The 25,726-nt window shown below is 68.9% G+C and carries 21 protein-coding genes; 13 read left to right on the plus strand and 8 right to left on the minus strand.

The features are described 5' to 3' along the window. Positions 1 to 161: 161 nt before the first annotated feature. Positions 162 to 2,051: a M61 family metallopeptidase gene (locus tag AB3X10_RS16020; protein ID WP_369976266.1), complete on the minus strand. Its 1,890-nt coding sequence runs from the start codon at positions 2,049 to 2,051 to the stop codon at positions 162 to 164. 177 nt (positions 2,052 to 2,228) lie between these two features. On the opposite strand from AB3X10_RS16020, the gene AB3X10_RS16025 reads away from it, so the two are divergent. Beyond that, positions 2,229 to 2,708 carry a VOC family protein gene (locus AB3X10_RS16025; RefSeq protein ID WP_369976267.1) on the plus strand — a complete coding sequence of 160 codons (480 nt, stop codon included), beginning with the start codon at positions 2,229 to 2,231 and terminating at the stop codon, positions 2,706 to 2,708. 51 nt (positions 2,709 to 2,759) lie between these two features. Here AB3X10_RS16025 and AB3X10_RS16030 read toward each other — a convergent pair whose 3' ends face one another. Both AB3X10_RS16030 and AB3X10_RS16035 read right to left on the minus strand, forming a co-directional pair. Next, complete coding sequence (locus tag AB3X10_RS16030) at positions 2,760 to 3,293, minus strand: PaaI family thioesterase (protein ID WP_369976269.1); 534 nt, start codon at positions 3,291 to 3,293, stop codon at positions 2,760 to 2,762. A gap of 67 nt (positions 3,294 to 3,360) precedes the next feature. Next, positions 3,361 to 3,945: a TetR/AcrR family transcriptional regulator gene (locus tag AB3X10_RS16035; RefSeq protein ID WP_369976271.1), complete on the minus strand. Its 585-nt coding sequence runs from the start codon at positions 3,943 to 3,945 to the stop codon at positions 3,361 to 3,363. Positions 3,946 to 4,255: 310 nt separating this feature from the next. On the opposite strand from AB3X10_RS16035, the gene AB3X10_RS16040 reads away from it, so the two are divergent. From AB3X10_RS16040 to AB3X10_RS16050, 3 genes are all read left to right on the plus strand, one after another. Continuing rightward, positions 4,256 to 5,086, plus strand: a complete 831-nt coding sequence (locus AB3X10_RS16040) for an alpha/beta fold hydrolase (protein WP_369976273.1) — start codon at positions 4,256 to 4,258, stop codon at positions 5,084 to 5,086. Between the two features lie 79 nt (positions 5,087 to 5,165). Continuing rightward, complete coding sequence (locus AB3X10_RS16045; RefSeq protein WP_369976275.1) at positions 5,166 to 6,167, plus strand: NADP-dependent oxidoreductase; 1,002 nt, start codon at positions 5,166 to 5,168, stop codon at positions 6,165 to 6,167. A 102-nt stretch (positions 6,168 to 6,269) separates the two neighbouring features. Continuing rightward, entirely contained in the window at positions 6,270 to 7,100 is an 831-nt protein-coding gene (locus tag AB3X10_RS16050) for an SDR family NAD(P)-dependent oxidoreductase (RefSeq protein ID WP_369976277.1), read from the plus strand. A 298-nt stretch (positions 7,101 to 7,398) separates the two neighbouring features. Here the strand turns inward: AB3X10_RS16050 and cyoD are convergent, their stop codons facing one another. The 5 genes from cyoD to AB3X10_RS16075 form a co-directional block, all read right to left on the minus strand. Next, positions 7,399 to 7,737 (minus strand): cytochrome o ubiquinol oxidase subunit IV, encoded by a 339-nt coding sequence (gene cyoD, locus AB3X10_RS16055; protein ID WP_369976278.1) that lies wholly within the window; start codon positions 7,735 to 7,737, stop codon positions 7,399 to 7,401. Then, positions 7,737 to 8,351 carry a cytochrome o ubiquinol oxidase subunit III gene (gene cyoC / locus AB3X10_RS16060; protein WP_369976280.1) on the minus strand — a complete coding sequence of 205 codons (615 nt, stop codon included), beginning with the start codon at positions 8,349 to 8,351 and terminating at the stop codon, positions 7,737 to 7,739. The genes cyoD and cyoC overlap by 1 nt, the downstream gene beginning before the upstream one ends. Positions 8,352 to 8,354: 3 nt before the next feature. Beyond that, positions 8,355 to 10,355 (minus strand): cytochrome o ubiquinol oxidase subunit I, encoded by a 2,001-nt coding sequence (gene cyoB, locus AB3X10_RS16065; RefSeq protein ID WP_369976282.1) that lies wholly within the window; start codon positions 10,353 to 10,355, stop codon positions 8,355 to 8,357. Beyond that, positions 10,355 to 11,296, minus strand: a complete 942-nt coding sequence (cyoA, locus tag AB3X10_RS16070; RefSeq protein ID WP_369976284.1) for a ubiquinol oxidase subunit II — start codon at positions 11,294 to 11,296, stop codon at positions 10,355 to 10,357. Before cyoA ends, cyoB begins: the two co-directional genes overlap by 1 nt. 382 nt (positions 11,297 to 11,678) lie before the next feature. Further along, positions 11,679 to 12,452, minus strand: coding sequence for a helix-turn-helix transcriptional regulator (locus tag AB3X10_RS16075; RefSeq protein ID WP_369976286.1), 774 nt, complete (start codon positions 12,450 to 12,452; stop codon positions 11,679 to 11,681). Between the two features lie 264 nt (positions 12,453 to 12,716). Here AB3X10_RS16075 and AB3X10_RS16080 point away from each other — a divergent pair, with 264 nt between their 5' ends. The 9 genes from AB3X10_RS16080 (at position 12,717) to AB3X10_RS16120 (ending at position 25,703) form a co-directional block, all read left to right on the plus strand. Beyond that, positions 12,717 to 14,306 (plus strand): S10 family serine carboxypeptidase-like protein, encoded by a 1,590-nt coding sequence (locus AB3X10_RS16080; RefSeq protein WP_369976288.1) that lies wholly within the window; start codon positions 12,717 to 12,719, stop codon positions 14,304 to 14,306. Between the two features lie 78 nt (positions 14,307 to 14,384). Continuing rightward, complete coding sequence (locus AB3X10_RS16085; protein ID WP_369976289.1) at positions 14,385 to 15,830, plus strand: S10 family peptidase; 1,446 nt, start codon at positions 14,385 to 14,387, stop codon at positions 15,828 to 15,830. Positions 15,831 to 15,915: 85 nt separating this feature from the next. Beyond that, positions 15,916 to 18,153 carry a TonB-dependent receptor gene (locus tag AB3X10_RS16090; protein ID WP_369976291.1) on the plus strand — a complete coding sequence of 746 codons (2,238 nt, stop codon included), beginning with the start codon at positions 15,916 to 15,918 and terminating at the stop codon, positions 18,151 to 18,153. A 58-nt stretch (positions 18,154 to 18,211) separates the two neighbouring features. Beyond that, on the plus strand, positions 18,212 to 19,714 hold the full coding sequence (locus AB3X10_RS16095) for a S10 family serine carboxypeptidase-like protein (protein WP_369976292.1): 1,503 nt from the start codon (positions 18,212 to 18,214) through the stop codon (positions 19,712 to 19,714). Then, the gene (locus AB3X10_RS16100) at positions 19,711 to 21,741 is read left to right on the plus strand and encodes an amidohydrolase family protein (RefSeq protein WP_369976294.1); all 2,031 of its coding nucleotides are present in this window, start codon (positions 19,711 to 19,713) and stop codon (positions 21,739 to 21,741) included. The genes AB3X10_RS16095 and AB3X10_RS16100 overlap by 4 nt, the downstream gene beginning before the upstream one ends. Further along, on the plus strand, positions 21,738 to 22,265 hold the full coding sequence (locus AB3X10_RS16105) for a RidA family protein (protein ID WP_369976296.1): 528 nt from the start codon (positions 21,738 to 21,740) through the stop codon (positions 22,263 to 22,265). The genes AB3X10_RS16100 and AB3X10_RS16105 overlap by 4 nt, the downstream gene beginning before the upstream one ends. A gap of 23 nt (positions 22,266 to 22,288) precedes the next feature. After that, a complete protein-coding gene (locus AB3X10_RS16110; protein ID WP_369976297.1) occupies positions 22,289 to 23,566 on the plus strand; it encodes an aminotransferase class V-fold PLP-dependent enzyme in 1,278 nt (425 codons plus the stop codon). Then, a complete protein-coding gene (locus AB3X10_RS16115; protein WP_369976299.1) occupies positions 23,563 to 24,003 on the plus strand; it encodes a RidA family protein in 441 nt (146 codons plus the stop codon). Before AB3X10_RS16110 ends, AB3X10_RS16115 begins: the two co-directional genes overlap by 4 nt. Further along, the gene (locus AB3X10_RS16120; protein WP_369976301.1) at positions 24,000 to 25,703 is read left to right on the plus strand and encodes a hypothetical protein; all 1,704 of its coding nucleotides are present in this window, start codon (positions 24,000 to 24,002) and stop codon (positions 25,701 to 25,703) included. Before AB3X10_RS16115 ends, AB3X10_RS16120 begins: the two co-directional genes overlap by 4 nt. Positions 25,704 to 25,726 lie beyond the last annotated feature (23 nt).

Raw genomic sequence — 25,726 nt, forward strand, 5'->3', positions numbered from 1 at the left:
ATCCCGCTCCCCTGTAGGAGCGGCCTCAGCCGCGACGGGCTCTGCCGAGGGTGCCGGTCGCGGCTGAAGCCGCTCCTACATGGGCGAACACAGGGCTTCGCGCGTTGCCGCGTTGCCGCCGCGTGGGCGGCCCATCGCGATGGACCGCCCGCGTTGCCGGCTCAGCGCGCCTTGTACAGTTCGCTCAACCGGTCCGGCTTGCCGGGGATGCGCTCCAGGTGCGGATACTGCAGGCCGCCGTGGTAGGCGATGCGCAGCGTGTCGTAGCGGTTGCCGCGCTTGACCAGCAGCTCGATCGGCGCGGTGCCGCCCTTGGCCGCGGTGATCGCGTCCTTGATCGTGTCGGCGCTGTACTCGCGGCCGTTGACCGCGACGATGCTGTTGCCGGCGATGATGCCGGCGTCGAACGCCGGGCCGTCCCACAGCACGTCCTGCACGCTGCCCTTGTCGTCCAGGCTCAGGCCCAGCGAATAGGTCAGGCCGATGCCCTTCTTGGTCGCCTCGTAGGTCTTGACCGCCTCGTTCGGCTGGTCGGTGTAGACCAGCTTCCAGCCGCTGGCCTCGATGCCGCCGACCAGCGGGCCATGGCCGTCGACGCGGCTGCGCAGGAACGTCGCCCAGTCGTACCTGGCCACGCCATCGAGCGTGGCGACGATGTCCTCGAAGGTATACGGGTTCACGTCCCAGGCGCCGTCGTGCATGCCGAAGAAGGCCTTGGCGAAGTCGTCGATCGAGCGCTTGTTGCCGCTGAGCTCGCGCAGCTTGGCATCGGTCTCCAGCCATAGCATCTGCCCGCCGGAATAGTAGTCCTCGCTCATCTGGTAGCTGCGGTAGGCGCGCGGCCGGCGCATCGACATGGTCGGGTCGTTGGTGGTGTCCTGCAGCGCGCGCCAGGCCATGCCGGGACGGCCGCGCTGGTAGGTCGCGGCGACGTCGGCCAGCGCGTCGCGCGCCTGGTTCTGCGTCCACAGCCCGGAGCGTGCCGACAGCACCTCGCCCCAGAACTGGGTCTGGCCCTCGTACAGCCACAGCAGGCTGTCGCCCATCGGCACGTTGAAGTTCGGCGTGGCCAGGTCGGCGCCGCGGCGGTACTTGCCGTTCCAGGAATGGTTGAACTCGTGCGGGAGCAGGTCGCGCCGGTCCCAGCTCTTGTCCCATTCGGTGAAGTAGTTGAGCGGGCCGCTGTTCTCGCTGGAGCGGTGATGTTCCAGGCCGATGCCGCCGAGCTTCTCGGTCAGGGCCAGCAGGAACTCGTAGTGGTCGAAATGGCGCGCGCCGTACAGCTTGTCCATCTGCTGCACCAGCGCCGCGTGCGCCTTGATCTGCTCGGGCTTGGCCTCCAGCGACTTGGCCTCGTCGGCGAACACGTTCAAGTACACCGGCGCCTTGCCGCCGGCATCCAGCGCGATGCGCTTGTAGTACTTGCCGGCGAACATCGGCGAATCGACCAGGTCGTCGAAGTCGATCGGCTTGAACGTCACCGTGTCGCCGACCCGGCCGGCGGTCTCCAGCGCGGTGGCATAGCTCCAGCCCGGCGGCAGGGTCACGCTGGCCTGGGCCTTGATGTTGCGCGCGTAGACGCCGGCCGGGTACAGCGCGGTGGTGTTCCACTGCAGGTTGAGCATCTCCGGGGTCATCATCACCCGGCCCTGGCCGTCGCCCTGCGAGGACAGGAACTGGTACTCGGCGACGATCTCGCTGGCGCCCTGCGGCACCTCGACCTTGAACGCGTACACGTCGAACTGGTCGCGCTTCCACGGCAGCACCTGGCCGTTGGCCTTGACCACCAGCCCGGCCAGCTTGTCGATCGGCCCGGTCGGCGAATGGTTGCCGGGAATCCACTGCGGATACAGCAGGGTCATCGGTCCCGGCGTGGCCGGGATGGTGGTGCGCACGCGGAAGATGCGGTGCGCCAGGTCGGTGGCGTCGACATCGATCTTCAGCGTGCCGGCGAACGGCACGTCCTGCGGCGGCGCGGTCTGCGCCGTGGCCTGGAAGGCGGCGGTGGCGGCCAGCAGCAGCGGCGCCATCCAGGCGGTGGACTTGGTCATGGGGTCTCCAGTGGGGGATGCGGCGAACGGGCGACTCACGATCCTATGCCTGCCGTCCGCTGGCGCTCTATGCCATTGGTCATGCTCCGGGCACCGGCGCATCCGTCCGCTGCAGCGCTCGCCTCCCGGCCGCCGGCGTTGAAGCGGGTACCGCAGGCGCCTATGCTCGGATCACCCATGTCGCGGGGAACCAACGCCATGCCTTGCTGCCGTCTGCTTGCGATCGTCGTCCTGGGCGTGGCGCTCGCGCCTGCCGGGCTCCACGCCCAGCCAAAGGGCCGCGTCACCGGAGTCGGCGGCATCTTCGTCAAAAGCGACCACCCCAAGGCCTTGATGGCGTGGTATCGGGACGTCCTGGGAATCCAGATCGAACCCTGGGGCGGCGCCATGTTGTCCTATGACGCGCCTGGGCATCCGCCGGTGCTGACGTTGAACGCGTTCGCTCGCGACAGCGACTACATGGCCCCGTCGGCACGGGAGTTCATGCTCAATTTCGCGGTGGACGACCTCGACGCCATCCTGCAGAAGGTCGAGGCCAGCGGCGTGGCGGTACTCAAGCGCGACGACGACGATCCCAGCGGGAAGTTCGCCTGGATCGTCGATCCGGACGGCACCAAGATCGAACTGTGGCAGCCGAAGGCGGAATCATCGCCCTAGCGCGCGGGCAGGCCGCCCCCAGGCGCCGCTGTCAGCCGGAGTACCCGGCGTTCACTGCGTTTTGTGCTCGAAGATCAGGCAGGTCGTGGTCGCATGCGCATAGAGCTTGCCGTCGGGTCCGACGATGCGTCCCTCGGCCGTGGCGACCTGGCGTCCCGCGTGGATCACCTTCCCTTCGGCGCGCACCAGCGGCACTCGGTCGGTCAGGGGACGCACCATGTTCACTTTCAGCTCCAGCGTCGTGAACGCCATGCCGGCCGGCAGCGTCGTGTGGACGGCACAGCCGACGGCGGAATCGAGCAGGGTCGCGAACCAGCCGCCGTGCACGGTGCCCAACGGGTTGTAGTGCCGTCGCTGCGGTCGGCCCTGGAATACCGCGCTGCCGGGCTGCATGTGGATCGGAACGAAATCGAGCGTCTCGCCAATCGGCGCTGGCGGCAGGTCGCCGGCAAAGATTGCGTCGAACAGCTGCATGCCGGAGAGCGCGACCAGCGGCCGCTTCGGCGCAGCGTCGGGAGCGCATAGCCGGGCGCGGACTCGCGCCTCGTCCGCCTCCCAGCACGCCAACACCTGATCGCTCGTCATAAAGAGTCCTTCCGGAAGCACGTGGATCCACAGCGGAGGGCGGCGGACCAGGCGGTACGTCGTCCCCCTACCCGCCGACAATCGGGGACGGTCCCGACAGCACCGCAGCCCGACAGGCATCCAGAATCTCATCGGCGAGCGGTGAGTCGTCAGGACAGGCGCGCGACAGCACCAACGCGCCAACCACCTGCGCAATCAGGGCGATACGCCTGCCGCGCGAGTCGCTTTCGTCCTTGCCGTCCTCCGGCGCGGCGCGCCGGTTCGCCAACCCCGCCAGCATGTTCTCAAGGCCGGCCGCAAAAGCCTGCTTGGTGGACTCCGGCTGACGCGCCGCATCTCCGCAGAGCGCTGCCATCGTGCAACCATCGCTACGATCGTCCCGGTGTGGCCGGGATAGGTAGTAGCTGACGAAGGCACGCGCATCGAGGCCGACGGCCTTGGCGGTGCCCTGTTCAAAGCCGCAGCTCGCCGCTTCCGCCATCAAGTCGGCCTTGGACCCGAAATGCTTGTAGAAGCCGCCATGGGTGAAGCCGGCGGCCGCCATCAGGTCCGCAATCCCGACCCCGTCGTATCCGCGCTCGCGAAACAGATGAGAGGCGGTCTCGACGATGTGCGCCCGGTTCGCCTGGGCCTGGGCTTTGGTGACCTTCATGTCCTGGACCTCTGTGGGGATGCCATCGGTAACGCCGTCACTATACATTGATGTCGTCCGTCATCAAACCTATTGACATTAAAGATGATGGATAACATCATTAATGGACCTTCCTTCGACAGGGTTCTGGAAATGGACGCCACCCACCTGCCCTTGCCCACCCTGCTCGCGAGCAAGGTGCAGGGCGCACCGTCGTCGACGTGAGTGCATGACGGCCGCCGCTGCCGCCAGATCGCGTACCCCATTGGCGCCGCCACAGCACGCAGTGCGGCAAGACGATGCTCCCTACGACAAACGCCCAGGATCGAACATGTCCTACATCCGCACCCCCACCCACGCCATGGATGTTGGCGGTACCGCATTCGCATACCGCGACCTGGGGCCGCGCGGCGGCGTGCCGCTGCTCCTGCTCAATCACTGGGGCGCCGTCCTGGACAACTTCGACCCCCGCATCGTCGATGGACTCGCCAGCCGACATCGCGTCATCGCAATCGACTACCGCGGCATCGGCGCCTCGGGTGGAACGGCACCTGTAACGGTCGAGGCGATGGCCCGCGATGTGATTGCGCTCATCCAGGCGCTGGGTTTCGACAAGGTCGATCTGCTCGGCTTCTCCCTGGGCGGGTTCGTGGCACAGGACATCGTGCTCACGGTCCCCGGCCTGGTGCGTCGCCTCGTGCTGACCGGGACCGGGCCGGCGGGTGGCGCAGGCATCGACAAGGTCGGGGCAATGTCCTGGCCACGCATGCTCAAGGGCTTGTTGACCCTGCGGGACCCCAAGACCTACCTGTTTTTCACCGCTACGGCCAACGGCCGACAGGCCGCGCGGGCGTTCCTGGCGCGGCTGAAAGAACGCAAGGCGGATCGGGACAAGGGGCCGACGCCAAGAGCCTTCCTGCGTCAATTGAAGGCGATCAAGGCGTGGGGCCGGCAAGCGCCTCAGGATCTGGGCAGCATCCGGATCCCGGTCCTGGTCGCCAATGGCGACAACGACATCATGGTGCCGACGGCCAATAGCCACGACCTGGCACAGCGCATTCCCGGCGCACGACTGGTCATCTACAGCGATGCCGGGCATGGCGGGATCTTCCAGTATCACGACGCGTTCGTAGCCCAGGCGCTGGCCTTCCTCGATGGGTGAACCCCACGGCGCAGATCGCACCCTTCGATCGTAACGGCACCCACCACAGTCATTCAAAAGCCCTGGAGAACAACGTCCCATGAAAGCCTTCACCATCGAGCGCTATGGAAAAACGCAGCCTGGCCAGCTCCGCGACGTGCCCGAACCGCAGGTGGGGGACGACGACGTGCTGGTCAAGATCCACGCGGCGAGCGTCAACGTTCTGGATCTCAAGATCAGAAGCGGCGAATTCAAGCTGATCCTGCCGTATCGGTTGCCCTTGATTCTGGGCAACGACCTTGCCGGTACGGTCGTGGGGGTCGGCGCGCGCGTGCGCGATTTCAAACCCGGCGACGAGGTCTACGCACGCCCGGACGACGATCGCATTGGCACGTTCGCCGAGTTCATCGCCGTCAAGGCGTCGTCCCTGGCGCTGAAACCCAGGAATCTCGGCATGGTCGAGGCCGCGTCCCTGCCGCTGGTGGCTCTCACCGCCTGGCAGGCGCTGGTGGAAACCGCAAAACTGCAGAAGGGGCAGAGAGTGTTCATCCAGGCCGGCTCCGGCGGCGTGGGAACCGTCGCCATCCAGTTGGCCAAGCATCTGGGAGCATTCGTGGCGACGACCACGAGCACGGCCAACATCGAGTTGGTGAAGGCCCTGGGGGCGGACGTCGTCGTCGATTACAAGAAGCAGGACTTCGCCACGGTGCTGCGCGATTACGACGTGGTGCTCAACAGCCTCGGCAACGACGAGCTGAAGAAGTCGCTGCAGATTCTCAGGCCCGGGGGGCATCTGATCTCCATCTCCGGGCCGCCCACCCCGGCGTTCGGCGAGACGCGAGGGCTGGCCTGGCCGCTCAAGCAGGTGTTGCGCCTGCTGAGCTTCGGCATCAGACGCAAGGCAAGAAAGAATGGCGTCGCCTACACGTTTGTGTTCATGCGGGCCGACGGAAAGCAGCTGGGCGAGATCACCTCCCTGGTCGAAGCAGGTGCGATCCGCCCGGTCATGGACCGGGTATTCCCGTTCGCGCAGACCGGCGAGGCCTTGGCCTACGTGGATGGCGGACGGGCCAAGGGCAAAGTCGTGGTGCAGGTGATCTAGCATCGCCCCGCACGCCTGCGCCCAGGTCCCGCCCGAATCAGTCGCCCCATTGCCGACCCGTCATTGGAATTCCTTGGCTGTTGCACACGACAGGAGAACGCGGTGAGCTCATACCCAGGCGTCAACACCGGCAAACGCGCGCTGGTGACGGGCGCATCCAGCGGCATTGGCGCGGCCATGGCGCGCGAGCTCGCCACGCTCGGCATTGATCTCGTGCTGACCGCGCGGCGCCGCGACGCACTCGAAGCGGTCGCGGCAAGCTGCAAAGGCGTGACCGTCGACATCATCACCGCCGATCTCGGCAGGCCCGACGCTGCGCAGGCATTGTGGGCCGAGGCGATCGCCACCGGCCCGATCGACATCCTGGTCAATAACGCCGGATTTGGTTACTTCCGCCGTTTCGACGAGGTCGATTGGGCGCGCGACGCAGAGCTTGTCCAACTCAACATCACCTCCCTGGTCGCATTGGCGCGCTGCTTCGTCGACGCGCGCAAGACAGGTACCGGTCGCGCGCACATGGTGAACATCGCATCCACTGGCGCGTACCAGTCGGTGCCGAACATGGCCCTGTACGCCGCATCGAAGGCGTTCGTGCGCAATTTCAGCGAGGCCCTCCACGACGAACACCGCGGCACGCAGCTGTCGGTGACCTGCGTTTGCCCTGGTGGCACCGAAACGGGGTTTCATGCCGCGTCCGGCGGGGGCGATTACTCATGGATCGCGAACGCATCCACGAAAAGCGCCGAGTTCGTGGCGCACGCCGCGATCCGCGCGATGCTGGCGGGGAAGCGGACGTTGGTGCCCGGCCTGTTCAACAAGATCTCGTGCTTCGGCGTGCGCCTGTTGACACGACGGTTCGCTTCGCGGGTGGCGACCCAGGTCCTCGGCAAACCGCGCCTGGCATTGCCGGCCCGATCGACGCAGCCCGGTTGACGGCCGGTGGCGCCGCACTGCGGCGACGAGAGCATCGGCATGCAGCGGGGACAAGGCGCCCGAGCCGTTGCCTCAGCCAGGTCCGGCGCGATGAATGCGCTCGGCTCCGACCCGATGTTCCTGCGGCCCGAGCCAACTGCGATAGTTCCACGTGCAACCCACAGTGGTGGGTGACCGCCGGCATCGGCGAGCCGCTGCGGGGCCGCTCGCACGGCCCGGATGGCGCCCAGGCCCCGCTGGCCCTGGGAGCAGGTGCGCCAGCGGGACGGTTCACGCGGACGGTCCCGCGTGCCCGATCTCAATGCATCATGTTGACGTTGAGGTTGTGCATGACCCACAGCGAGCCGACCACCACGATGCCGATGATCAGCAGCGAGAACAGGCCCACGTGCACGTTGGAGCGCTGCTCGGCGGAGCGGTCCATGTGCAGGAAGTAGATCAGGTGCACCAGCATCTGCACCGCGGCCAGCACCGCGATGACGATGACGGTCACGCCCTTCGGGAAGGCGCCGCTCATGACCATGCCGAACGGGATCACGGTGAGGATCACCGCCATCACGAAGCCGATCAGGTAGGACTTCAGGCCGCCGCCATGCGAGGGCTCGGCGTGTGCGTCGGAGGAATGGTGGTTGGCCATTACAGCGCTCCCAGCAGGTAGACGATGGTGAACACGCCGATCCAGATCACGTCCAGGAAGTGCCAGAACAGGCTCAGGCACGCCAGGCGCGTGGTGTTGCGCGGGGTCAGGCCGTTCTTGGCGATCTGGATCACCAGCACCGCCATCCACAGCAGGCCCGAGGCCACGTGCAGGCCGTGGGTGCCGACCAGGGTGAAGAACGCGGACAGGAACGCGCTGCGGCCGGGACCGGCGCCTTCGTGGATCAGGTGGTTGAACTCGTAGATTTCCATGCCCAGGAAGCCCAGGCCCAGCGCCGCGGTGACCGCCAGCCAGCCGTACAGGCCGCCCAGGCTGCGCTTGTGCGCGGAGATCATCGCCAGGCCGAAGCTGAGGCTGCTGAACAGCAGCAGGAAGGTTTCCACCAGCACGAACTTCAGGTCGAACAGTTCCTTGGCGGTCGGGCCGTCCACCGTCGCGCCGGCCAGCACCGCGTAGGTCGCGAACAGGCCGGCGAAGATGAGGCAGTCGCTCATCAGATAGACCCAGAACCCGAACACGGTGTTGCCGCCGCTGTCGTGGTGCGCGTGGTCGTCGGCGTGGACGGCGTGGTTGTCGAGCGTGGTCGAGGACATGGTTCAGACCGCCTTTGCGGCATGTGCCGCCTGTTGCTGTTCCAGCAGGGCGAAACGCGCGTTCTCGATGCGTTCCACTTCCTCTGCCGGCACCCAGTAGTCGACGTCGTCGTCGAACGTGCGCGCGATGAAGCTGCCGATCATGCCGACCAGGCCGATGATCGCCATCCACCAGATGTGCCAGATCAAGCCGAAGCCCAGCACCACGCTGAAGGCGCCGATCCAGACCCCGGCCGCGGTGTTGCGCGGCATGTGGATCGGTTCGTACTTGGCCGGACGCGTCCAGCCCTTGCCCTTGAGCTTGTCTTCCCAGAACTGGTCGCGGTCGTCGATGTGCGGCAGCACGGCGAAGTTGTAGAACGGCGGCGGCGAGGAGGTGGCCCACTCCAGCGTGCGGCCGTCCCACGGGTCGCCGGTCAGGTCCAGGTTGTCCTTGCGCTTCCACAGGCTGTAGCCGATCTGCACCAGGTTCAGGAAGATGCCGATGCCGATGATCGCCGCGCCGGCCGCGGCCACCATCAGCCACGGCGCCCACTCCGGGTGGTTGTAGCTGTTCATGCGCCGGGTCATGCCCATGAAGCCGAGCACGTACAGCGGCATGAAGGCGACGAAGAAGCCGACGATCCAGCACCAGAACGAGGCCTTGCCCAGCGTCTCGTTGAGCTTGAAGCCGAACGCCTTCGGGAACCAGTAGGTCAGGCCGGCCAGGTAGCCGAACACCACGCCGCCGATGATCACGTTATGGAAGTGCGCGATCAGGAACAGGCTGTTGTGCAGCACGAAGTCCACCGCCGGGATCGCCAGCATCACCCCGGTCATGCCGCCGATGGTGAAGGTGATGATGAAGCCGATCGTCCACAGCACCGGGGCGGTCATGCGCACCCGGCCGCGGAACATGGTGAACAGCCAGTTGAAGATCTTCACCCCGGTGGGGATGGAGATGATCATCGTGGTGATGCCGAAGAAGGCGTTGACGTTGGCGCCCGAGCCCATGGTGAAGAAGTGGTGCAGCCACACGATGAACGACAGCACGCCGATCGCCGAGGTGGCGTAGACCATCGAGGTGTAGCCGAACAGGCGCTTGCGGCTGAAGGTGGCGATCAGCTCGGAGAAGATGCCGAACGCCGGCAGGATCAGGATGTAGACCTCCGGGTGGCCCCAGATCCAGATCAGGTTGACGTACATCATGGCGTTGCCGCCACCGTCGTTGGTGAAGAAGTGCGTGCCCAGGTAGCGGTCGGCGCCCAGCAGCGCCAGCGCCACGGTCAGGATCGGGAACGCGGCGATGATCAGGATGTTGGTGATCAGCGCGGTCCAGGTGAAGATCGGCATGCGCATCAGGGTCATGCCCGGCGTGCGCATGCGCATGATCGTCACGAAGAAGTTGATGCCGGTCAGCAATGTGCCCAGGCCCGATATCTGCAAGGCCCAGATGTAGTAGTCCACGCCGACCCCGGGACTGTATTCCAGCCCCGACAGCGGCGGGTACGCCAGCCAGCCGGTCTGGGCGAATTCGCCCACACCCAGCGAGATGTTGACCAGCGCCGCGCCGGCCACGAACAGCCAGAAGCTCAGCGAGTTCAGGAACGGGAACGCCACGTCGCGCGCGCCGATCTGCAGCGGCACGATCAGGTTCAGCAGGCCGGTCATGAACGGCATGGCCATGAAGAAGATCATGATCACGCCGTGCGCGGTGAAGATCTGGTCGTAGTGGTGCGGCGGGAAGATGCCCTCGTTGCCGCCGTGCGCGATCGCCTGCTGGGTGCGCATCATCGCCGCGTCGGCGAAGCCGCGCAGCAGCATGACCAGCGCCACCACGATGTACATGACGCCGATGCGCTTGTGGTCGACCGAGGTGAACCACTCGTGCCACAGGTAGCCCCACTTCTTGTACTTGGTGATCGCCGCCACGACCAGCAGGCCGAGCAGGCCGGCGCCGCCGAGGGCGCCCATGATGATCGGCTCGTGGTACGGAACCGCCTCGAGCGTGAGTTTGCCTAGCATCACTTGTCTCCAGAAGTGCACATGGCGACCGGCTCAGCAGCCGATGCCGGATGGGCGTCGTGGCCTTCCATCTTGTGGCCCTTGCCCATCATGTATTTGTCGAGCAACGACTTGAACATGCCGTCCTGCACCGACGAGTAGTAGGTCACCGGGTACTGCGCCTTGTCGTTGCGGTTGGCCGCCAGGATCTGGAACTCCGCCTGGTCCAGCGCCTTCGGCGCGGCCTTGACCTTGGCCACCCAGGCGTCGAAACCGGCCTGGTCGGTGGCGTGCGCGGCGAAGCCCATCTTCGAGAAGCCGTGGCCGCTGTAGTTCGCCGACAGGCCGAAGTACTCGCCAGGCTCGTTGGCGATCAGGTGCAGCTTGGTCTCCATGCCGGCCATCGCGTAGATCTGCGTGCCCAGGTGCGGGATGAAGAACGAGTTCATCACCGTGTCGGAGGTGATCTTGAAGTTCAGCGGCGTATCCACCGGGAACGCGATCTCGTTGACCGTGGCGATGCCCTGCTCCGGGTAGATGAACATCCATTTCCAGTCCAGCGCCACCGCCTCGATGGTGATCGGCTTGACCTTGGAATCCAGCGGCTTGTACGGGTCCAGCTCATGCGAGGAGCGCCAGGTCAGCACCGCCAGCACCAGGATGATCATGCACGGGATCGACCACACCACCACCTCGATCGCGGTGGAATGCGACCAGTTCGGCTCGTAGCGGGCCTTGGTGTTGGAGGCGCGGTAGCGCCAGGCGAAGGCCAGGGTCATCACGATGACCGGGATCACCACCAGCAGCATCAGCACCACCGAGGTGATCAGCAACGTCTTTTCGTCGTGGCCGATCTGTCCCTTGGGGTTGAGGATGGCCGCGTCGCAGCCGGCCAGCAGCAGCGCAGGCAGGAGCGACAGACCGGAGCGCAGCGAGCGCCGGAGTTGTTTCAACGGAATCATCGAACGATCCAATTGCGTAGGGGATGCGGACCGCGCAGTGGCGAACGGGGAGCGGCGCAGACGGGCCTTTCCACGTTTCCTGCGGCATCCTGGCCGGCATGCGCGATCGACCCCGCATTTTATGCTGCCCTGCGGCATCTCCGAAAGCCATTGACAAGCCCGAGCGTGCGCACAGGCGCGTTTTCGTGTGCGACACATTGCCGCACCCGCGTGCGACGGATCGCCGCAGCCGGGCCGCCGCGCCCGCGGCGCGCGCCCATTTCGCAGGCATCGGAGATGCAACCGGGCACCGGCCAGCCCCCGTCGCGGCGCCGCCCTCCCCTCTGGGCAAAGGACGCGCGCGGATGCGTGCGGGCCGTGCAGGCGGCCGCGGCGCCCGGCGCTACGGCCGCGCCGCCGCCTTCTTCTGCTTGATCTGCTCGATGTAGTTGTAGATGGTGAAGCGGCTGACCCCCAGCGCCGCCGCCACCTGCTCCACGCTGTTGCGGATCAGGAACAGGCCGCGATGCATCATCGCCTCCACCGCGTACATCTTCTCTTCCTTGTTCATCAGCGCCGGCGGCTTCATGAAGCGCTTGACCGCGTCGTCGATGATCTCCTGCATCATCGCCTCCAGCCCGACCTCGGCGGCGGGCGCCTCGCTGCGCGGCGGCTTGGCCTTCCGGTGCAGCATCTGCTCCAGCCAGCCATGCGCCATCTCGAACACGGTCATGTCGGCATTGAGGCACAGCGCGGCCACCGGCAGGCCGGCGCCGTCGCGGAACAGCAGGGTGGCCGAGCGCAGCTGGCGGCCGGCGGCATTGGTGGTCTGGTACTCGTCGACGATCGACCAGCTGATCGTGCCGGTGCCGGCCACGTCGCGGTAGAGCTCGCTGAAGCCGGCGTCCTCGCGCGGGCCGCTGAGGATCGGGTCGCCGAGGTTGCGCCCGGACACGTGGCCGTTGGCGATCGCCCGCACCGAGGAGCCGGGCGCGGACAGGTCGTGCAGCACCACCTCGATGTTCTCGCCGATCACCCCGCCGAGCAGGGTCACCACCGGCTCGAGCAGCGCGAACAGGTCGCGCACCTGCACGCCCGCCCCCAGTCCCTGCGCCGGCGCCGCCTGGCCGCGCTTGCGCCTGGCGGCCGGCGCCGCGCCCTTTTTCGCTGTTGCCATCGAATCGTTCCGTCCTGAGGAGTGCCCGGCGAATGCGCACCGGCCATCTTGCCGGCTGCGCCGGCAGGCGTCGAGACGGCAGCGTGCCGGCACGCAAACGGACAGGAAGATCGTGACGCGGCCTTGACATACAAATTATTTTTGTATATCAACAAACTGTTGAAGCAGCATCGCATCGCGGCCAAGGGGGCCGCCGCCGCCCATGCATCGGGCGTCCAGCCACGCTTCGCCAGGGGAAACACCGTGCTGTCCATGCCGACGTCCATGCCGTCCGCCAGATCGTGCTGTCGCGCCGATGCCTGGCTGCGCCCGTTCGCGGCCGCGGCGGCGCTGTGGCTGTCCGGCATCGCCGGTGCCGCGGCGGCGGTGCCGGTGCATGCCGACGTGCAGCTGCGCTCGGCCGGCCGCGTGGCCGTCGACGGCCACGGCACGCTGCGCTACGGCGCCGAGGCCGGCCTGCTGCCGATCCACGAGGACGCGACCGGGCGGCTGCTGGCCTCGGTGTTCTTCGTCGGCTACAGCGTCCCGGCCGGCGCCGGCGCGGCGCGGCCGCTCACCTTCCTGTGGAACGGCGGTCCCGGCTCGAATTCCGCGCAGTTGCACATGGGCGTCGGCCCGCGCCGCCTGGACGCCGCCGCGCGCCTGCCGGACTGGACGCCGGCGCAGAGCGAACGGCCGCTGGTCGACAACGCCGACAGCTGGCTGGGCGCCAGCGACCTGGTGTTCGTCGATCCGGTGGGCACCGGCTACAGCCGCGCGGCAGAGGCCAGGGACCTGCCCACGCTGTACACCTCGCATGGCGATGCGGAAGTGATCGCCGAGGCGATCCGGGTCTACCTGACCCGCCACGACGCCTGGGACCGCCCGCTGTACCTGGCCGGCGAAAGCTATGGCGTGACCCGCGCGATGCTGGTCGCCGAAGTGCTGGAGCGCCGCGGCATGCCGGTGCGCGGCGTGGTGCTGGTGTCCTACAACCTCGAGCTGGGCACGGCGCCGGCGGCGTACCCGGAAGACGCGTTGAACCTGCCGCAGTTCACCGCCGCGGCGCACTACCACCGGCGCCTGGACCCGACGCTGCAGGCGCTGGACGAAGCGAGCGCGGTGGCCCGCGCGCAGGCGTGGATGCAGCAGGACTACCTGCCGTTCCTGTCCGCCCCGGCCGCGCAGACGCCCGAAGCGCGGCGCCGCATCCTGGACGGGCTGGTGCGCTTCACCGGCCTGCGCGCACAGGACATCGATGCCAAGCAGCTGACCGTGTCCACCGCCGATTTCGCCGACCGCCTGCTCGCCGACCGGGGCCTGGAGCTGGGCCGCTACGACCTGCGCATGACTGCCCCGCGCCGCGCCAAGGACGCGCCGTGGCTGCCGGGGATCGACCCCAGCCTGCAGCCGATGGCCGGCCTGATGAACGGCACCTCGCGCGTGTTCAACCGCTACCTGCGCCAGCAGCTGGGCTTCGACAGCGACCTGCTGTATCGCGGCCCGTTCGGCAACGCGGTGCATCCGCTGCCGCGCTCGATCGACCCGAAGAGCGGCATGCCGGACGACTGGATGGCGCAACTGTGGGATTTCTCGCAGAAGATTCCCGACGGCGCCGCTGCGCCGCTGCGCAAGGCGATGGACCAGGACCCGCAGTTGCGCGTGCTGACCCTGCGCGGCCGCTACGACGGCTGGCCCTGCGAAAGCTCGGTGGAAACCACCCGCGCCGCCGGCCCGCGCTACGCCGCGCGGGTGACCAACCTGTGCCTGCAGGGCGGGCACATGTGGTACTCCGAACGCGCCAGCCGCGCCCAGGGCCGCCACGCGTTCGAGCACTTCCTCGCCGCCTCTCCCACCCTTCCCAGCACGGACTAGCCCATGCGATCCACGCGCGTACGCCGCGGCCCTGCGCCGCCGAAGACCCGAGCGGTGTTGCCGATCCTGGCGCTTGCCATGGCCATGGCGATGGCGCTGCCCGCCGGCAGCGCGCATGCCGCCGAGCCGGGCTTCGTCGATCCGGCCACGCTGGACCGGGTGACGCTGCCGACGCCGGTGACCACGCAGCACCGCGGCACGTTCAACGGCCAGCGCATCGACTACAGCGCGACCGTGGAAACCTACGCCATCGACGGCGCCGACGGACGCCCGCTCGCGCGCCTGGTGTCCACCGCCTACATCGCCGCGTCCGCCGGCAGCGCGCGGCCGGTGATCTTCGCCTTCAACGGCGGCCCCATCGCCGCCAGCACGCCGCTGCATTTCGGCCTGCTCGGCCCGCAACGGCTGGCCGTGCCCGACGACCTGCATGCCAAGGCGGCCGGCTTCAGGCTGGTGGACAACCGCTATTCGCCGCTGGACGTGGCCGACATCGTCATCTTCGATCCGGCCAGCACCGGCTACAGCCGCGTCGCCGACGGCGTGGCGCCGGCCAGCCAGTTCTCCACCCGCGCCGACGCGCGCCAGCTCGCGCAACTGGTGACGCAGTGGCTGGACCGGCACGGCCGTCGCGGTGCGCCGGTGTACCTGCTCGGCGAAAGCTATGGCACCCTGCGCGCGCCGGAAGCGGCCACGCAGCTGAAGGCGGCCGGTATCGCGGTGGACGGCATCGTGCTGCTGGGCCAGGCCGCCAACATCCTCGAATACGCGCAGCGCCGCGACAACATCGTCAGCTACGCGGTGTCGCTGCCGACCCTGGCCGCACTCGGCTGGTACCACGGCAAGGTCGATCGCGGCGGGCGCAGCCTCGCCCAGTTCGTCGAGGCCGCGGCCGCCTACGGCCGCGACCGCTACCTGACCACGCTGTTCCTCGGCAACCGCGCCAGCGCGCAGCAACGCGAGGAGGTGGCGCAGGCGCTGCAGGGCTTCACCGGCCTGCCGGCGCAGGCCTGGCTGAAGGCCGACCTGAAGGTCTCCAAGGTCGCCTACGCGCGCCAGCTGTTCCCCGGGCAGATCCTGTCCGCCAGCGACGGCCGCTACCTGCTCGACGCGCAGGGCGATTCGGCCAGCGTGCCCGACTACAACGCCGTCGCGCAACGCTATTACCGGCAGGTATTGAAGGTGCCGGCGCAGGCCGGCCGCTACTCCACCGCGATGCCGACCTCCAGCGACTTCAACGCCTGGGACTGGGACGCCAACAAGTCGCCGTTCGGCGACTACCCCTGGGTCGGGCAACTGCGCGAACTGCTGGCGTCCAATCCGGACTGCCGGCTGCTGGTCGGCAACGGCTATTACGACAGCCAGACCACGATCGGCGCGATGGACTATCTCGCCGCGCAGTCCGGCTTGCCGATGCAGCAGGTGCGCACCCGCTACTACGAGGGCGGACACATGATGTACACGGTCGAGCGCAGCGCCGCCGATCTCGCGCAGGACATCCGCCAGATGGTCCGCCGCAGCTGGTGACATGACATTCCGCCGTTCCCGCAGCACCCGTCGTTCGCGCTCCATCCACCCCGCCCCGCCCACCGCCAGCCAGCGAGTCCCGCCCATGTCATCCGTCGCCCGCCACCGTCTTTCCCAGGTCATTTCGCGCGTGCTGTGCTGCCCCGCCAGCGCGCTCCTGCTGCTGCCCTCCGTCGCGCTCGCCCAGCAGGACGACGGCGCCGCCACGCAGCTGGACACCATCACCGTGACCGCGCAGAAGCGCAGCGAGCGCCTGCAGGACGTACCGATGTCGGTGCAGGTGCTCAACACCGAGAAGATGAGCAGCGAAGGCAGCTACAAGCTGGCCGACTATTTCGCCCAGTTGCCCGGCCTGTCCTACATCCAGTCGCCGATGAGCAGCAACATCGTGCTGCGCGGCATCGCCACCGACTCCGGCCTCGGCAGCCGCCCGACCTCGGGCATCGTCATCGACGACGTGCCCTACGGTTCGGCGCTCAGCACCGGCGCGATCCCCGACCTGGACCCGTCCGACCTGCAGCAGATCGAAGTGCTGCGCGGCCCGCAGGGCACGCTGTACGGCGCCAGCAGCATGGGCGGGCTGATCAAGTACGCGATGACCGATCCGGACACCAGCGCGACCTTCGGCCGCGTGGAGGCCGGCGGCTCCAGCGCCGCGCACGGCGGCTCCGGCTACAACGCGCGCACCTCGGTGAACCTGCCGTTCTCCGACCGCTTCGCGCTGCGGGTCAGCCTGTTCCAGCGTCGCGACCCGGACTTCGTCCACAACACCAACAGCGACGACAAGAACGACAGCCAGGTCCGCGGCGGCCGCGTCTCGGCGCTGTGGAACGTCACCGACACCGTGACGGTGCGTTCCTCGGCGCTGTTCCAGGACACCGAGACCGGCTCCAGCTCGGTGGTCGATACCGACCCCGAGCTGCATCCGCTGTACGGCCAGTACAGCCACGACCGCATCAGCGGCGGCGACACCTTCAAGGGCCAGGTGCGCTTCTACACCACCAAGGTCAGCTGGGACCTGGGCTGGGCCACGCTGGACAGCATCAGCGGCTATGCGCAGCACCGCAGCCGTGCCTACCAGGACGTGGGCTACACCACCATCGGCCGGCTCGCGCCGGTGTTCGCCGGCATCTTCGGGCTGGACAGCGCCAACCCCAGTTCGCTGATCGACAACCGCTACAACACCAACCGCACCACCCAGGAAGTGCGGCTGGTCTCGCAGGGCGAGCGCGCGCTGGACTGGCAGGTCGGCGCGTTCTACAGCGACGAGGAGGCCAAGAGCACGCAGAACTTCTACATCGCCGACAAGTCCAGCGGCACCATCTATCGCGACTTCCCGCTGCTGGTCTCGCTGGGCGACAACAGCTACCGCGAGAAGGCGGTGTACGCCGACGGCACCTACCATTTCACCCCGCAGTTCGACATCCAGCTCGGCGCGCGCTATGCGCGCAACAGCCTGCGCGAGAACAGCGATACAGGCGGCCTGCTGCAGGACCCGAGCCTGGGCTTCGACAGCAACAAGGACAGCGCCACCACCTACCTGTTCTCGCCGCGCTACCGCTTCAACGACGAGCTGATGACCTACCTGCGCATCGCCTCCGGCTACCGCGCCGGCGGCAGCAACGGCACGCTGGTGGCCAACATCCCGTTCTCCTACAGCTCCGACAGCCTGTGGAGCTACGAGCTGGGCCTGAAGACCCAGTTGCTGGACCGCTCGCTGAGCCTGGACGCGGCGCTGTTCCACATCGACTGGAGCGACCTGCAGATCTCGCAGGTCGAGCCGACCTTCGGCAGCAGCTACACCACCAACGCCGGCAAGGCCACCAGTCAGGGCCTGGAGCTGTCGGTCAACTGGGTGCCGTCGGCCGACTGGAAGGTCAGCGCCAGCTACGCCTACACCCATGCCACGCTGGCCCAGGACATCCCCGGCTACGTCGAAGGCTCCTCCGCCTACGGCAAGGACGGCGATCGCCTGCCGTACTCGGCGCGCAACAGCGCCTCGGCCTCGCTCAAGCGCTACTTCGCGCTGGGCGACAACCTGGAGGGCTTCGTCGGCGCCGACGCGGCTTACATGGGCGATCGCGACATGGAGTTCACCACCTCGGCCAACATCCCGCGCATCCACCTGCCCAGCTACACCACCGTCGGCCTCAACGCCGGCGTGCAGGGCCAGGCCTGGAGCGCCACGCTGTACGTGCGCAACCTCACCGACGAGGTCGGCTACATCAACGCCAATCGCCGCGGCTCGCTGGCCAGTTCGACGCTCGGCGCCACGCTGATCCAGCCGCGCACGGTCGGCCTGACCCTGGCCTGGGACTATTGATGCGCGCCGCCGGCCGCCGCAGGGCGGCCGGCCCCTTTCCCCATTGCGGAATGTCTCGATGAACTGGATCCACGGCCTGGCGCTGCTGCTGGCGACGGCGCTGCCGTTCGCCGCCGTTGCCGACGATGCTGCCGACGACGACGCAGCGGCGCCGGTCGCGTACCCGACCCTGCTGTCCGCTCCGCAGCAGGCCCGCCTCGGCGCGCAACGGCTGCGCTACCGGGTCAGCTTCGACCAGCTCGATTTCGTCGGCAGCAACGGCGCGCGCGCCGCCTCGATCAGCGCCATCGGCTATCTGGCCGAACGCGCCGATGCCGGCACGCGGCCGGTGCTGTTCGCCTTCAATGGCGGCCCCGGCGCATCGTCGGTGCTGCAGGTCGAAGGCCTCGGCCCGCTGCTGCGAGTGCGCGACGGCAAGCGACAGACATTGCGCGCCAATCCGCACAGCATCCTCGATGCCGCCGACCTGGTGTTCATCGATCCGCCCGGCACCGGCTTCAGCCAGGCGCCGGCCGACGCCGCCGCGCGCGAGCGCTACTGGTCCGACCATGGCGACGCCAAGGCGGTGGAGGCGATGATCCGGCACTGGCTCAAGACGCACGGGCGCGAACGCGCGCCGCTGTACATCGCCGGCGAAAGCTACGGCGGTTACCGGCTGGCGCTGCTCGCCGCGGACGTCGCCGACCTGCGTCCGGCCGGCGTGCTGCTGGTCTCGCCGCTGCTCGATGCCACCAGCGGCGACGACAGCGCCGGCAACGACCTGCGCGCGGAGTTCGACCTGCCCTCGCTGGCGGTCGCGGCGGCCGCCCACGGCAAGGGCGAACTGGCCGGGCAAGCGGTCGAACACGTCTATGCGCAGGCGCGTGCGTTCGCGCTCGGCGACTACGCGCAGGCGCTGCTGCAGGGCAGCGCCCTGCCGGCCGACGCGCGCAGCCGTATCGCCGCGCGCCTGTCCGCGCTGCTGGGCCTGCCGGAGCAGGCGCTGCTGGCGGCCGACCTGCGTCCGGACGTGGAAAGCTTCCGGCTCGGCGTGCTGGCGGCCGACGGCCAGCAGATCGGCCGGCTCGACAGCCGCATCGCCGCAGCGCTGCCGGCGCCGCAAGCGGCCGCGCCGGATCGGCCCTCGGCCGCCAACGATCCGGCGCTCGGCCTCGGCCACGGCAACCGCATCGACTCGGCGCTGCTGGCCGACTACCTGCACGGTCTGTTCGGCGACGGGTTGCCGCGCGACTACGTCAGCCTGGACATCGACATCGCCATGGCCTGGCGCTTCGCCGCCGACGATGGCGCCGGCCCGCGCCCGTTCGGCAGCGCGATGCGTTTCAATCCCACGCCGAACCTGGCGCGGCTGGCGCAGGCCAATCCCGGCTTCCATGTGCTGGCGCTCAACGGCTACTACGACCTGGCCGTGCCCGCGCTCGGCCCCTGGCATGCCCTGCACCACAGCGGATTGGATCCGGCGCGCATCGCGTTCCGCGTCCTGCCCGGCGGCCACGCCGTGTTCGCCGACGAGGCGCTGCGCCCGCAGCTGCATGCGCTGCTGAAGGACTTCCTCGAATGATCCGCCCCCTGCTTGCGGCCGCCCTGGCCGGCGCCTTCGCCTTCGCCGCCCACGCCGCGCCGGCCGCGAACCCGCCGCAATCGCTGCTGCTGATCGCCAACGGCGAGACCGCCGGCTACCTGAAGGCCGCCGCCAACGGCGACACCTACGAGGTCGACTACCACGTCGACAACAACGGCCGCGGCCCCAAGCACCACGAGACCATCGTGCTCGGCGAGCACGCGCTGCCGCTGGCCTGGTCGGTCACCGGCACCTCGCTGATGGGCGGCCAGGTCGCCGAGCGCTACCGCTGGCACGACGGCGTCGCCGAATGGAACAGCCAGGCCGACAGCGGCCGCAGCGCGCAGCCGCACCCGATGCTGTACATCACCAACGACAGCAGCCCCTGGGCGATGTGGACCTACGCCAAGGCGCTGCTGGCGGCGCCCGGGCATCGCCTGGACGTGCTGCCCAGCGGGCGCATGCAACTGGAGCTGGTCGGCACGCTCGCGCTGCCGGGCCAGGCCGGGGCGCCGCCGCTGCAGGCGCGGCTGCTGCGGCTGTCCGGGCTGGACCTGGAACCGCATTACCTCGCCGTCGATGCCGACGGCGCGCTGCTGGCCGACCTCGACGACGACGCCGTGGCGATCCGCGACGGCTACCAGGCGCAACTGGCGACGCTGACCGACGCGGTGAAAGCGCAACAGTTCGCCCACGCGCAGGTCCTGCAGCGCCAGCTCGCGCATCCGCTGACGCATGGCCTGTGGCTGCGCAACGTGCACGTGTTCGATCCCATCAACGGGCTGCGCAGCGACGCGGTGAACATCCACGTCGCCGACGGGCACATCGTCTCGGTGGACGCGCAGTGGCAACCGGCGCCCGGCGACCGCGTCTACGATGGCGGCGGCGGCACGGTGATCCCGGGCCTGCACGACATGCATTCGCACAGCACCCTGTCCTCGGGGCTGTGGTACCTGGCCGCGGGCGTCACCAACACCCGCGACATGGGCAACGACAACGCCTTCCTGCTCGACCTGACCGCGCGCATCGAACGCGGCGAGATCGCCGGTCCGCGCATCGTCCGCAACGGGTTCCTCGAAGGCCGCAGCCCGTACTCGGCGCGCAACGGCTTCGTCGTCGACCGCCTCGACGACGCGCTGAAGGACGTGGCCTGGTACAAGGACCACGGCTACTGGCAGATCAAGCTCTACAACTCGATGAATCCGGCCTGGGTGGCGCCGATCGCCGCGCGCGCGCATGCGTTGGGCATGGGCGTCACCGGCCACGTGCCGGCCTTCACCAACGCCGACGCGATGATCGCCGCCGGCTACGACGAGATCACCCACATCAACCAGCTGATGCTGGGTTGGGTGCTCGCGCCCGGAGAGGACACGCGCACGCCGCTGCGGCTGACCGCGATGAAGCGCGTCGCCGATCTCGACCTCGATGCGCCGCAGGTGCGGCGCACGCTGGAGCTGATGCGCCAGCGCGACATCGCCCTGGACACCACCGACGTGATCCTGGAACGGCTGATGCTCAGCCGCGCCGGCAGCGTGCTGCCGGCCGATGCGCCGTACCTGTCGCACATGCCGATCGCCTACCAGCGCTACCGCCAGCGCACCTTCGTGCCCGATCTCACGCCGCAGACCGACGCGCAATACCGGCAGGCGCTGGACAAGACCCTGCAACTGATCGGCCGCCTGCACCGGCAAGGCACCGTGCTGCTGCCCGGCACCGACGACACCACCGGCTTCACCGTGCACCGCGAGCTGGAGCTGTACGTCGCCGCCGGGCTGAGCCCGCAGCAGGCGCTGCGCGCCGGCACCTGGCAGAGCGAGCTGCATTTCGGCCGCACCGACCGGCTCGGCAGCGTGCATCCGGGCAAGCAGGCCGACTTCGTGCTGCTGCCCGGCGACCCGACCACCGACATCGCCGCGATCCGCCAGCCCGCGCTGGTGGTGAAGGACCGGCAGCTGTACCTGCCCGCCGAGATCTACCGCGCCCTCGGCGTGGAACCGTTCGCGCCGCCCCCCAAGACCCTCCAATGAGCACGGCCACCTCTCCTATGCAAACCCCGCACTTCTCCCTGTCGGACACCGTGACCGCACGCCTGCACGCGCTCGGCCTGGTCCTGCCGCCGCCGCTGCGCGTGCCCGACGGGGTGATCCTGCCGTTCGCCCCGGTGCACGTGATCGGCAAGCGCGTGCTGATCTCCGGCCACGGCCCGCAGCATCCGGACGGCAGTACCGCCGGCGGCGTCGGCCGCATCGGCGAAGCGCTGGACGAGGCGCAGGGCTATGCCGCCGCGCGCCAGACCACCCTGTCGATGCTGGCCAGCCTGGAACGCAGCCTGGGCAGCCTGGACCGGATCAAGCGCTGGGTGCGCGTGTTCGGCATGGTCCGCTGCGCGCCCGGCTTCCAGCGCCAGCCGAGCGTGATCAACGGCTGCTCGGACCTGCTGCTGGCACTGTGGGGCCCGGAACTGGGCCAACATGCACGCAGCGCGGTCGGCATGGCCGAGCTTCCGTTCGGCATCCCGGTCGAGATCGAAGCCGAAGCCGAACTGCACTGACCCTCGCCTGCAGGAACGCCACCATGGACACGCGAACGCCCCGTTTCGATCCCACCCGCCGGCAGCTGCTGGCGGCGGCCGGCGCGCTGCCGCTGTCGGCCGCGCTGTCCGGCATCGCCGGCAACGCCGCCGCGGCCGCCGCCACTGCCGCCACGCCCGCGCGCGGCCTGCAAGGACTCAACCAGGCCTTCGAGATCGACGGCTGCTACCTCAACGGCGCCTACATGCATCCGGTCAGCCGCGCCGCGGCGCAGGCGCAGCGCGGCTTCCTCGACGCGCGGCTGATCAACGCCGGCGCCGACAAGGTCGACATGGGAGGCGACCGCGAACGCGCGATGGCCGCACTGGGCCGGCTGCTGCATGCCGACCGCGACGAACTGGCGTGGATCCCCAGCACCATGTTCGGCGAGAACCTGGTGCTGAACGGCCTCGGCATCCCGCACAGCCGCCAGCGCGTGGTCACCGACGCCTACCACTTCAACGGCTCGCTGTTCATGTACATGGAACTGGCCAAGCGCGGGCTCGACGTGCAGGTGGTGCGCCCGCGCGACAACCGCATCCGGCTCGACGACCTGGACAAGGCGATCACCCCCGGCACGCGCCTGGTCGCGCTGACCCTGGTGTCCAGCGTCAACGGCTTTCAGCACGACCTCAAGGCGGTCTGCGACCTGGCCCACAGCCGCGGCGCGTTGGTCTACGCCGACCTGATCCAGGCCGCCGGCAACACCCCGATCGACCTGCACGGCAGCGGCGTGGATTTCGCCGCCAGTTCCACCTACAAGTGGATGATGGGCGACTTCGGCCTGGGCGTGCTGTACGCGCGCCGCGCCAGCCAGGACGCGCTGCGGCAGATCGTGTGGGGCTACCGCCAGGAAGGCGACAGCGTCTCGCACATCCTGCCGTTCGACCCGCCCGGCGAGCCGCCGCTGGAGACGCAGGCGATCGGCGGGCTGGCCGGCAAGATCGAGGTCGGCACCCTCAACAATTCCGCGGCGGCCGCGCTGGCGACGTCGCTGGAACTGATCGAGCGCCTCGGCGTGGACGCCATCCAGACATGGCGGCAACCCTTGCTGGCGCGCCTGCACGATGCGATCCCGCGGCTCGGCTTCGACGCGATGACGCCGCCGGACTCCAGCTCCGCCCTGGTCTCCTTCGCCCAGCGCGATGTCGGCAAGCGGCTGGCGCCGAAGCTGAAGGCGGCCGGCGTCGCCGTCACCCTGTACCGCAACTACTTCCGCGTGTCGCCGTCGTTCTACAACGGCAGCGACGATGTCGAACGCCTGATCGAGGCCCTGTCATGAAGCGATTCCCGTTCTTGCTGTGCGCGCTGCTGGCGTGGACCGCACAGGCCGCGCCGGCACCGCTGCAGCGCTATGGCACCGCGCCCGGCGCGCCGTTCTCGGCCGCGGTGCGCGCCGGCGACACGCTCTACGTCTCCGGCCAGATCGGCAGCGCCGCGCAGGGCGGCTTGCCCGAGGACTTCGCGGCCCAGGCCAACAACGCGCTGGACAACGTCGCCAGCGCGCTGGCCCTGGCCGGCTCCGGCATGGACGACATCGCCAAGTGCACGGTGATGCTGACCGACATGGCGCAGTGGCCGGCGTTCAACGCCCTGTACGTGCGCCGCTTCAAACCCGGCCACCTGCCCGCACGCAGCGCCATCGGCGCCAACGCCCTGGCGCTGGGCGCGAAGGTGGAAATCGAATGCATCGCCTACCTGCCCCAGGCCACACCATGACCGCACGCACTTCCCGCTGGCTCCACCTCGCCCTGTTGCTGACCCCGGCCTGCGCCGCGCTCGCCGCCGAACCGCCTGCGGCCCCGGTGCCGCTGGAAGTCGTGCTCACGCCCAAGGCCGACGCCGGCCGGATCGGCGCGCTGCAGGTACACCTGCACCTGCCCGCGCCGAAGGTCGCGGCCGGCGCGCCGTTGCTGCGCATGCCGGTGGAACTGGTGTCCACGCCGACCGCCGCCTACCGCGCCGAGCAGATCCAGGTGCGCGACGCGCGCGGCGCCCTGCCGCTGCGCGCCGAAGACGAAGCGCCCGATCCGTCCGGCAGGTACCGCAACTACCTGGCCACCCGCGCCAGCGTCGGCGACGTCGAGGTCGACTACGCCACGCCGCCGCGCGCGGTCGATGCCGACACCCGCAACGGCCCGCTGTTCGACCTGCGCGCGCAGGACGGCGGCCTGATGGGCGCCGGCGTCTACTTCATGGCGTTGCCGCCGGGCGAGGCGCCGCGGCAGATCCACCTGCGCTGGGACCTGGGCGCGCTGCCGGCCGGCGCGCGCGGCGTGTGGAGCGTCGGCGAAGGCGAACAGCGCGCCACCGCGCCGAGCGACCTGCTGCGCTTCTCCTACTACGCCGTGGGCAGGATGCAGCGGGTGCCGGAAAGCGACGACGACGTCTTCCATTTCTACTGGATGGACACCCCGCCGTTCGACGCGCAGCTGCTGGCCAAGCAGACCGGCCAGCTGTACCGCTACATGGCGCGCTTCTTCGGCGACGACGGCTCGGCCTATCGCGCCTTCGCCCGCCGCAACCCGTATCCGGCCGGCGGCGGCACCGGCCTGGCGCACTCCTTCATGTTCGGCTACGGGCCGCAGGGCCAGACCATCGCCGAAGGCCCGCAGGCGCTGCTGGCGCACGAGATGGCCCATACCTGGCCCAAGCTCGACGGCGAGGAGCACGCGCTCACCGCCTGGTACACCGAAGGCACCGCCGAGTTCTATTCGCTGCTGCTGTCGCTGCGCGCCGGCGTGTACGACAAGGACGCCTTCCTGCAGGCGATCAACCACCGCGCCGACGGCTACTACGACAACCCGTTCCGCGCGCTCGACAACACGGCCGCCGGCGAACGTTTCTGGAAGGACGCGCGCGCCCAGCGCGTGCCGTACGGCCGCGGCTTCATGTACCTGGTCGACGTCGATGCGCAACTGCGCCAGCACGGCCGGCAGGCGCATTCGGTGGACGACCTGGTGCTGGAAGTGCTCAAGCGCCAACGCGCCGGCGAGAGCATCGGCGTGCCCGAATGGCGCGCGATGGTGGTGCGCGAACTCGGCGCCGACGCCGGCGCCGCGTTCGACGCGATGGTCGCCGGCAAGCTGATCGTGCCGGCGGCCCCGGCGTTCGGCTGCTACCGCGTCGTGTCCGCGCCGCACCAGCCGTTCGAACTCGGCTTCGATCGCATGCGCATGGGCGTGGTCAAGAACCTGCTGCCCGAGTCCGCCGCTGCCCGTGCCGGCGTGCAGGAGAACGACCGCATCGTCGAATACACCCCGCTGGAACAGGCGATGGCCGACGAGCGCACGCACATGCAGCTGAAACTGGAGCGCGACGGCAAGCGGGTGCAGATCGACTACCTGCCGCGCAGCGCGCGCGTGGACGCCTGGCGCTTCGCCGTCGATCCGGCGCTGGCCGCCCGCTGTTCGCCCTGATCCCCACCTGCCGCGACCCTTGC

Origin of the sequence: Xanthomonas sp. DAR 80977, assembly GCF_041240605.1 — a bacterium.
In the GTDB taxonomy this organism is placed as follows: domain Bacteria; phylum Pseudomonadota; class Gammaproteobacteria; order Xanthomonadales; family Xanthomonadaceae; genus Xanthomonas_A; species Xanthomonas_A bundabergensis.

Coding starts and splice junctions, on each gene's coding strand:
- cyoC (WP_369976280.1), bottom strand. CDS start 8,351: ATGTCCTCGACCACGCTCGACAACCACGCCGTCCACGCCGACGACCAC.
- AB3X10_RS16040 (WP_369976273.1), top strand. CDS start 4,256: ATGTCCTACATCCGCACCCCCACCCACGCCATGGATGTTGGCGGTACC.
- AB3X10_RS16120 (WP_369976301.1), top strand. CDS start 24,000: ATGACCGCACGCACTTCCCGCTGGCTCCACCTCGCCCTGTTGCTGACC.
- AB3X10_RS16085 (WP_369976289.1), top strand. CDS start 14,385: ATGGCCATGGCGATGGCGCTGCCCGCCGGCAGCGCGCATGCCGCCGAG.
- AB3X10_RS16090 (WP_369976291.1), top strand. CDS start 15,916: ATGTCATCCGTCGCCCGCCACCGTCTTTCCCAGGTCATTTCGCGCGTG.
- cyoB (WP_369976282.1), bottom strand. CDS start 10,355: ATGCTAGGCAAACTCACGCTCGAGGCGGTTCCGTACCACGAGCCGATC.
- AB3X10_RS16105 (WP_369976296.1), top strand. CDS start 21,738: ATGAGCACGGCCACCTCTCCTATGCAAACCCCGCACTTCTCCCTGTCG.
- AB3X10_RS16030 (WP_369976269.1), bottom strand. CDS start 3,293: ATGACGAGCGATCAGGTGTTGGCGTGCTGGGAGGCGGACGAGGCGCGA.
- AB3X10_RS16025 (WP_369976267.1), top strand. CDS start 2,229: ATGTCGCGGGGAACCAACGCCATGCCTTGCTGCCGTCTGCTTGCGATC.
- AB3X10_RS16080 (WP_369976288.1), top strand. CDS start 12,717: ATGCCGTCCGCCAGATCGTGCTGTCGCGCCGATGCCTGGCTGCGCCCG.
- cyoA (WP_369976284.1), bottom strand. CDS start 11,296: ATGATTCCGTTGAAACAACTCCGGCGCTCGCTGCGCTCCGGTCTGTCG.
- AB3X10_RS16075 (WP_369976286.1), bottom strand. CDS start 12,452: ATGGCAACAGCGAAAAAGGGCGCGGCGCCGGCCGCCAGGCGCAAGCGC.
- AB3X10_RS16045 (WP_369976275.1), top strand. CDS start 5,166: ATGAAAGCCTTCACCATCGAGCGCTATGGAAAAACGCAGCCTGGCCAG.
- AB3X10_RS16100 (WP_369976294.1), top strand. CDS start 19,711: ATGATCCGCCCCCTGCTTGCGGCCGCCCTGGCCGGCGCCTTCGCCTTC.
- AB3X10_RS16035 (WP_369976271.1), bottom strand. CDS start 3,945: ATGAAGGTCACCAAAGCCCAGGCCCAGGCGAACCGGGCGCACATCGTC.
- AB3X10_RS16020 (WP_369976266.1), bottom strand. CDS start 2,051: ATGACCAAGTCCACCGCCTGGATGGCGCCGCTGCTGCTGGCCGCCACC.
- cyoD (WP_369976278.1), bottom strand. CDS start 7,737: ATGGCCAACCACCATTCCTCCGACGCACACGCCGAGCCCTCGCATGGC.
- AB3X10_RS16095 (WP_369976292.1), top strand. CDS start 18,212: ATGAACTGGATCCACGGCCTGGCGCTGCTGCTGGCGACGGCGCTGCCG.
- AB3X10_RS16110 (WP_369976297.1), top strand. CDS start 22,289: ATGGACACGCGAACGCCCCGTTTCGATCCCACCCGCCGGCAGCTGCTG.
- AB3X10_RS16115 (WP_369976299.1), top strand. CDS start 23,563: ATGAAGCGATTCCCGTTCTTGCTGTGCGCGCTGCTGGCGTGGACCGCA.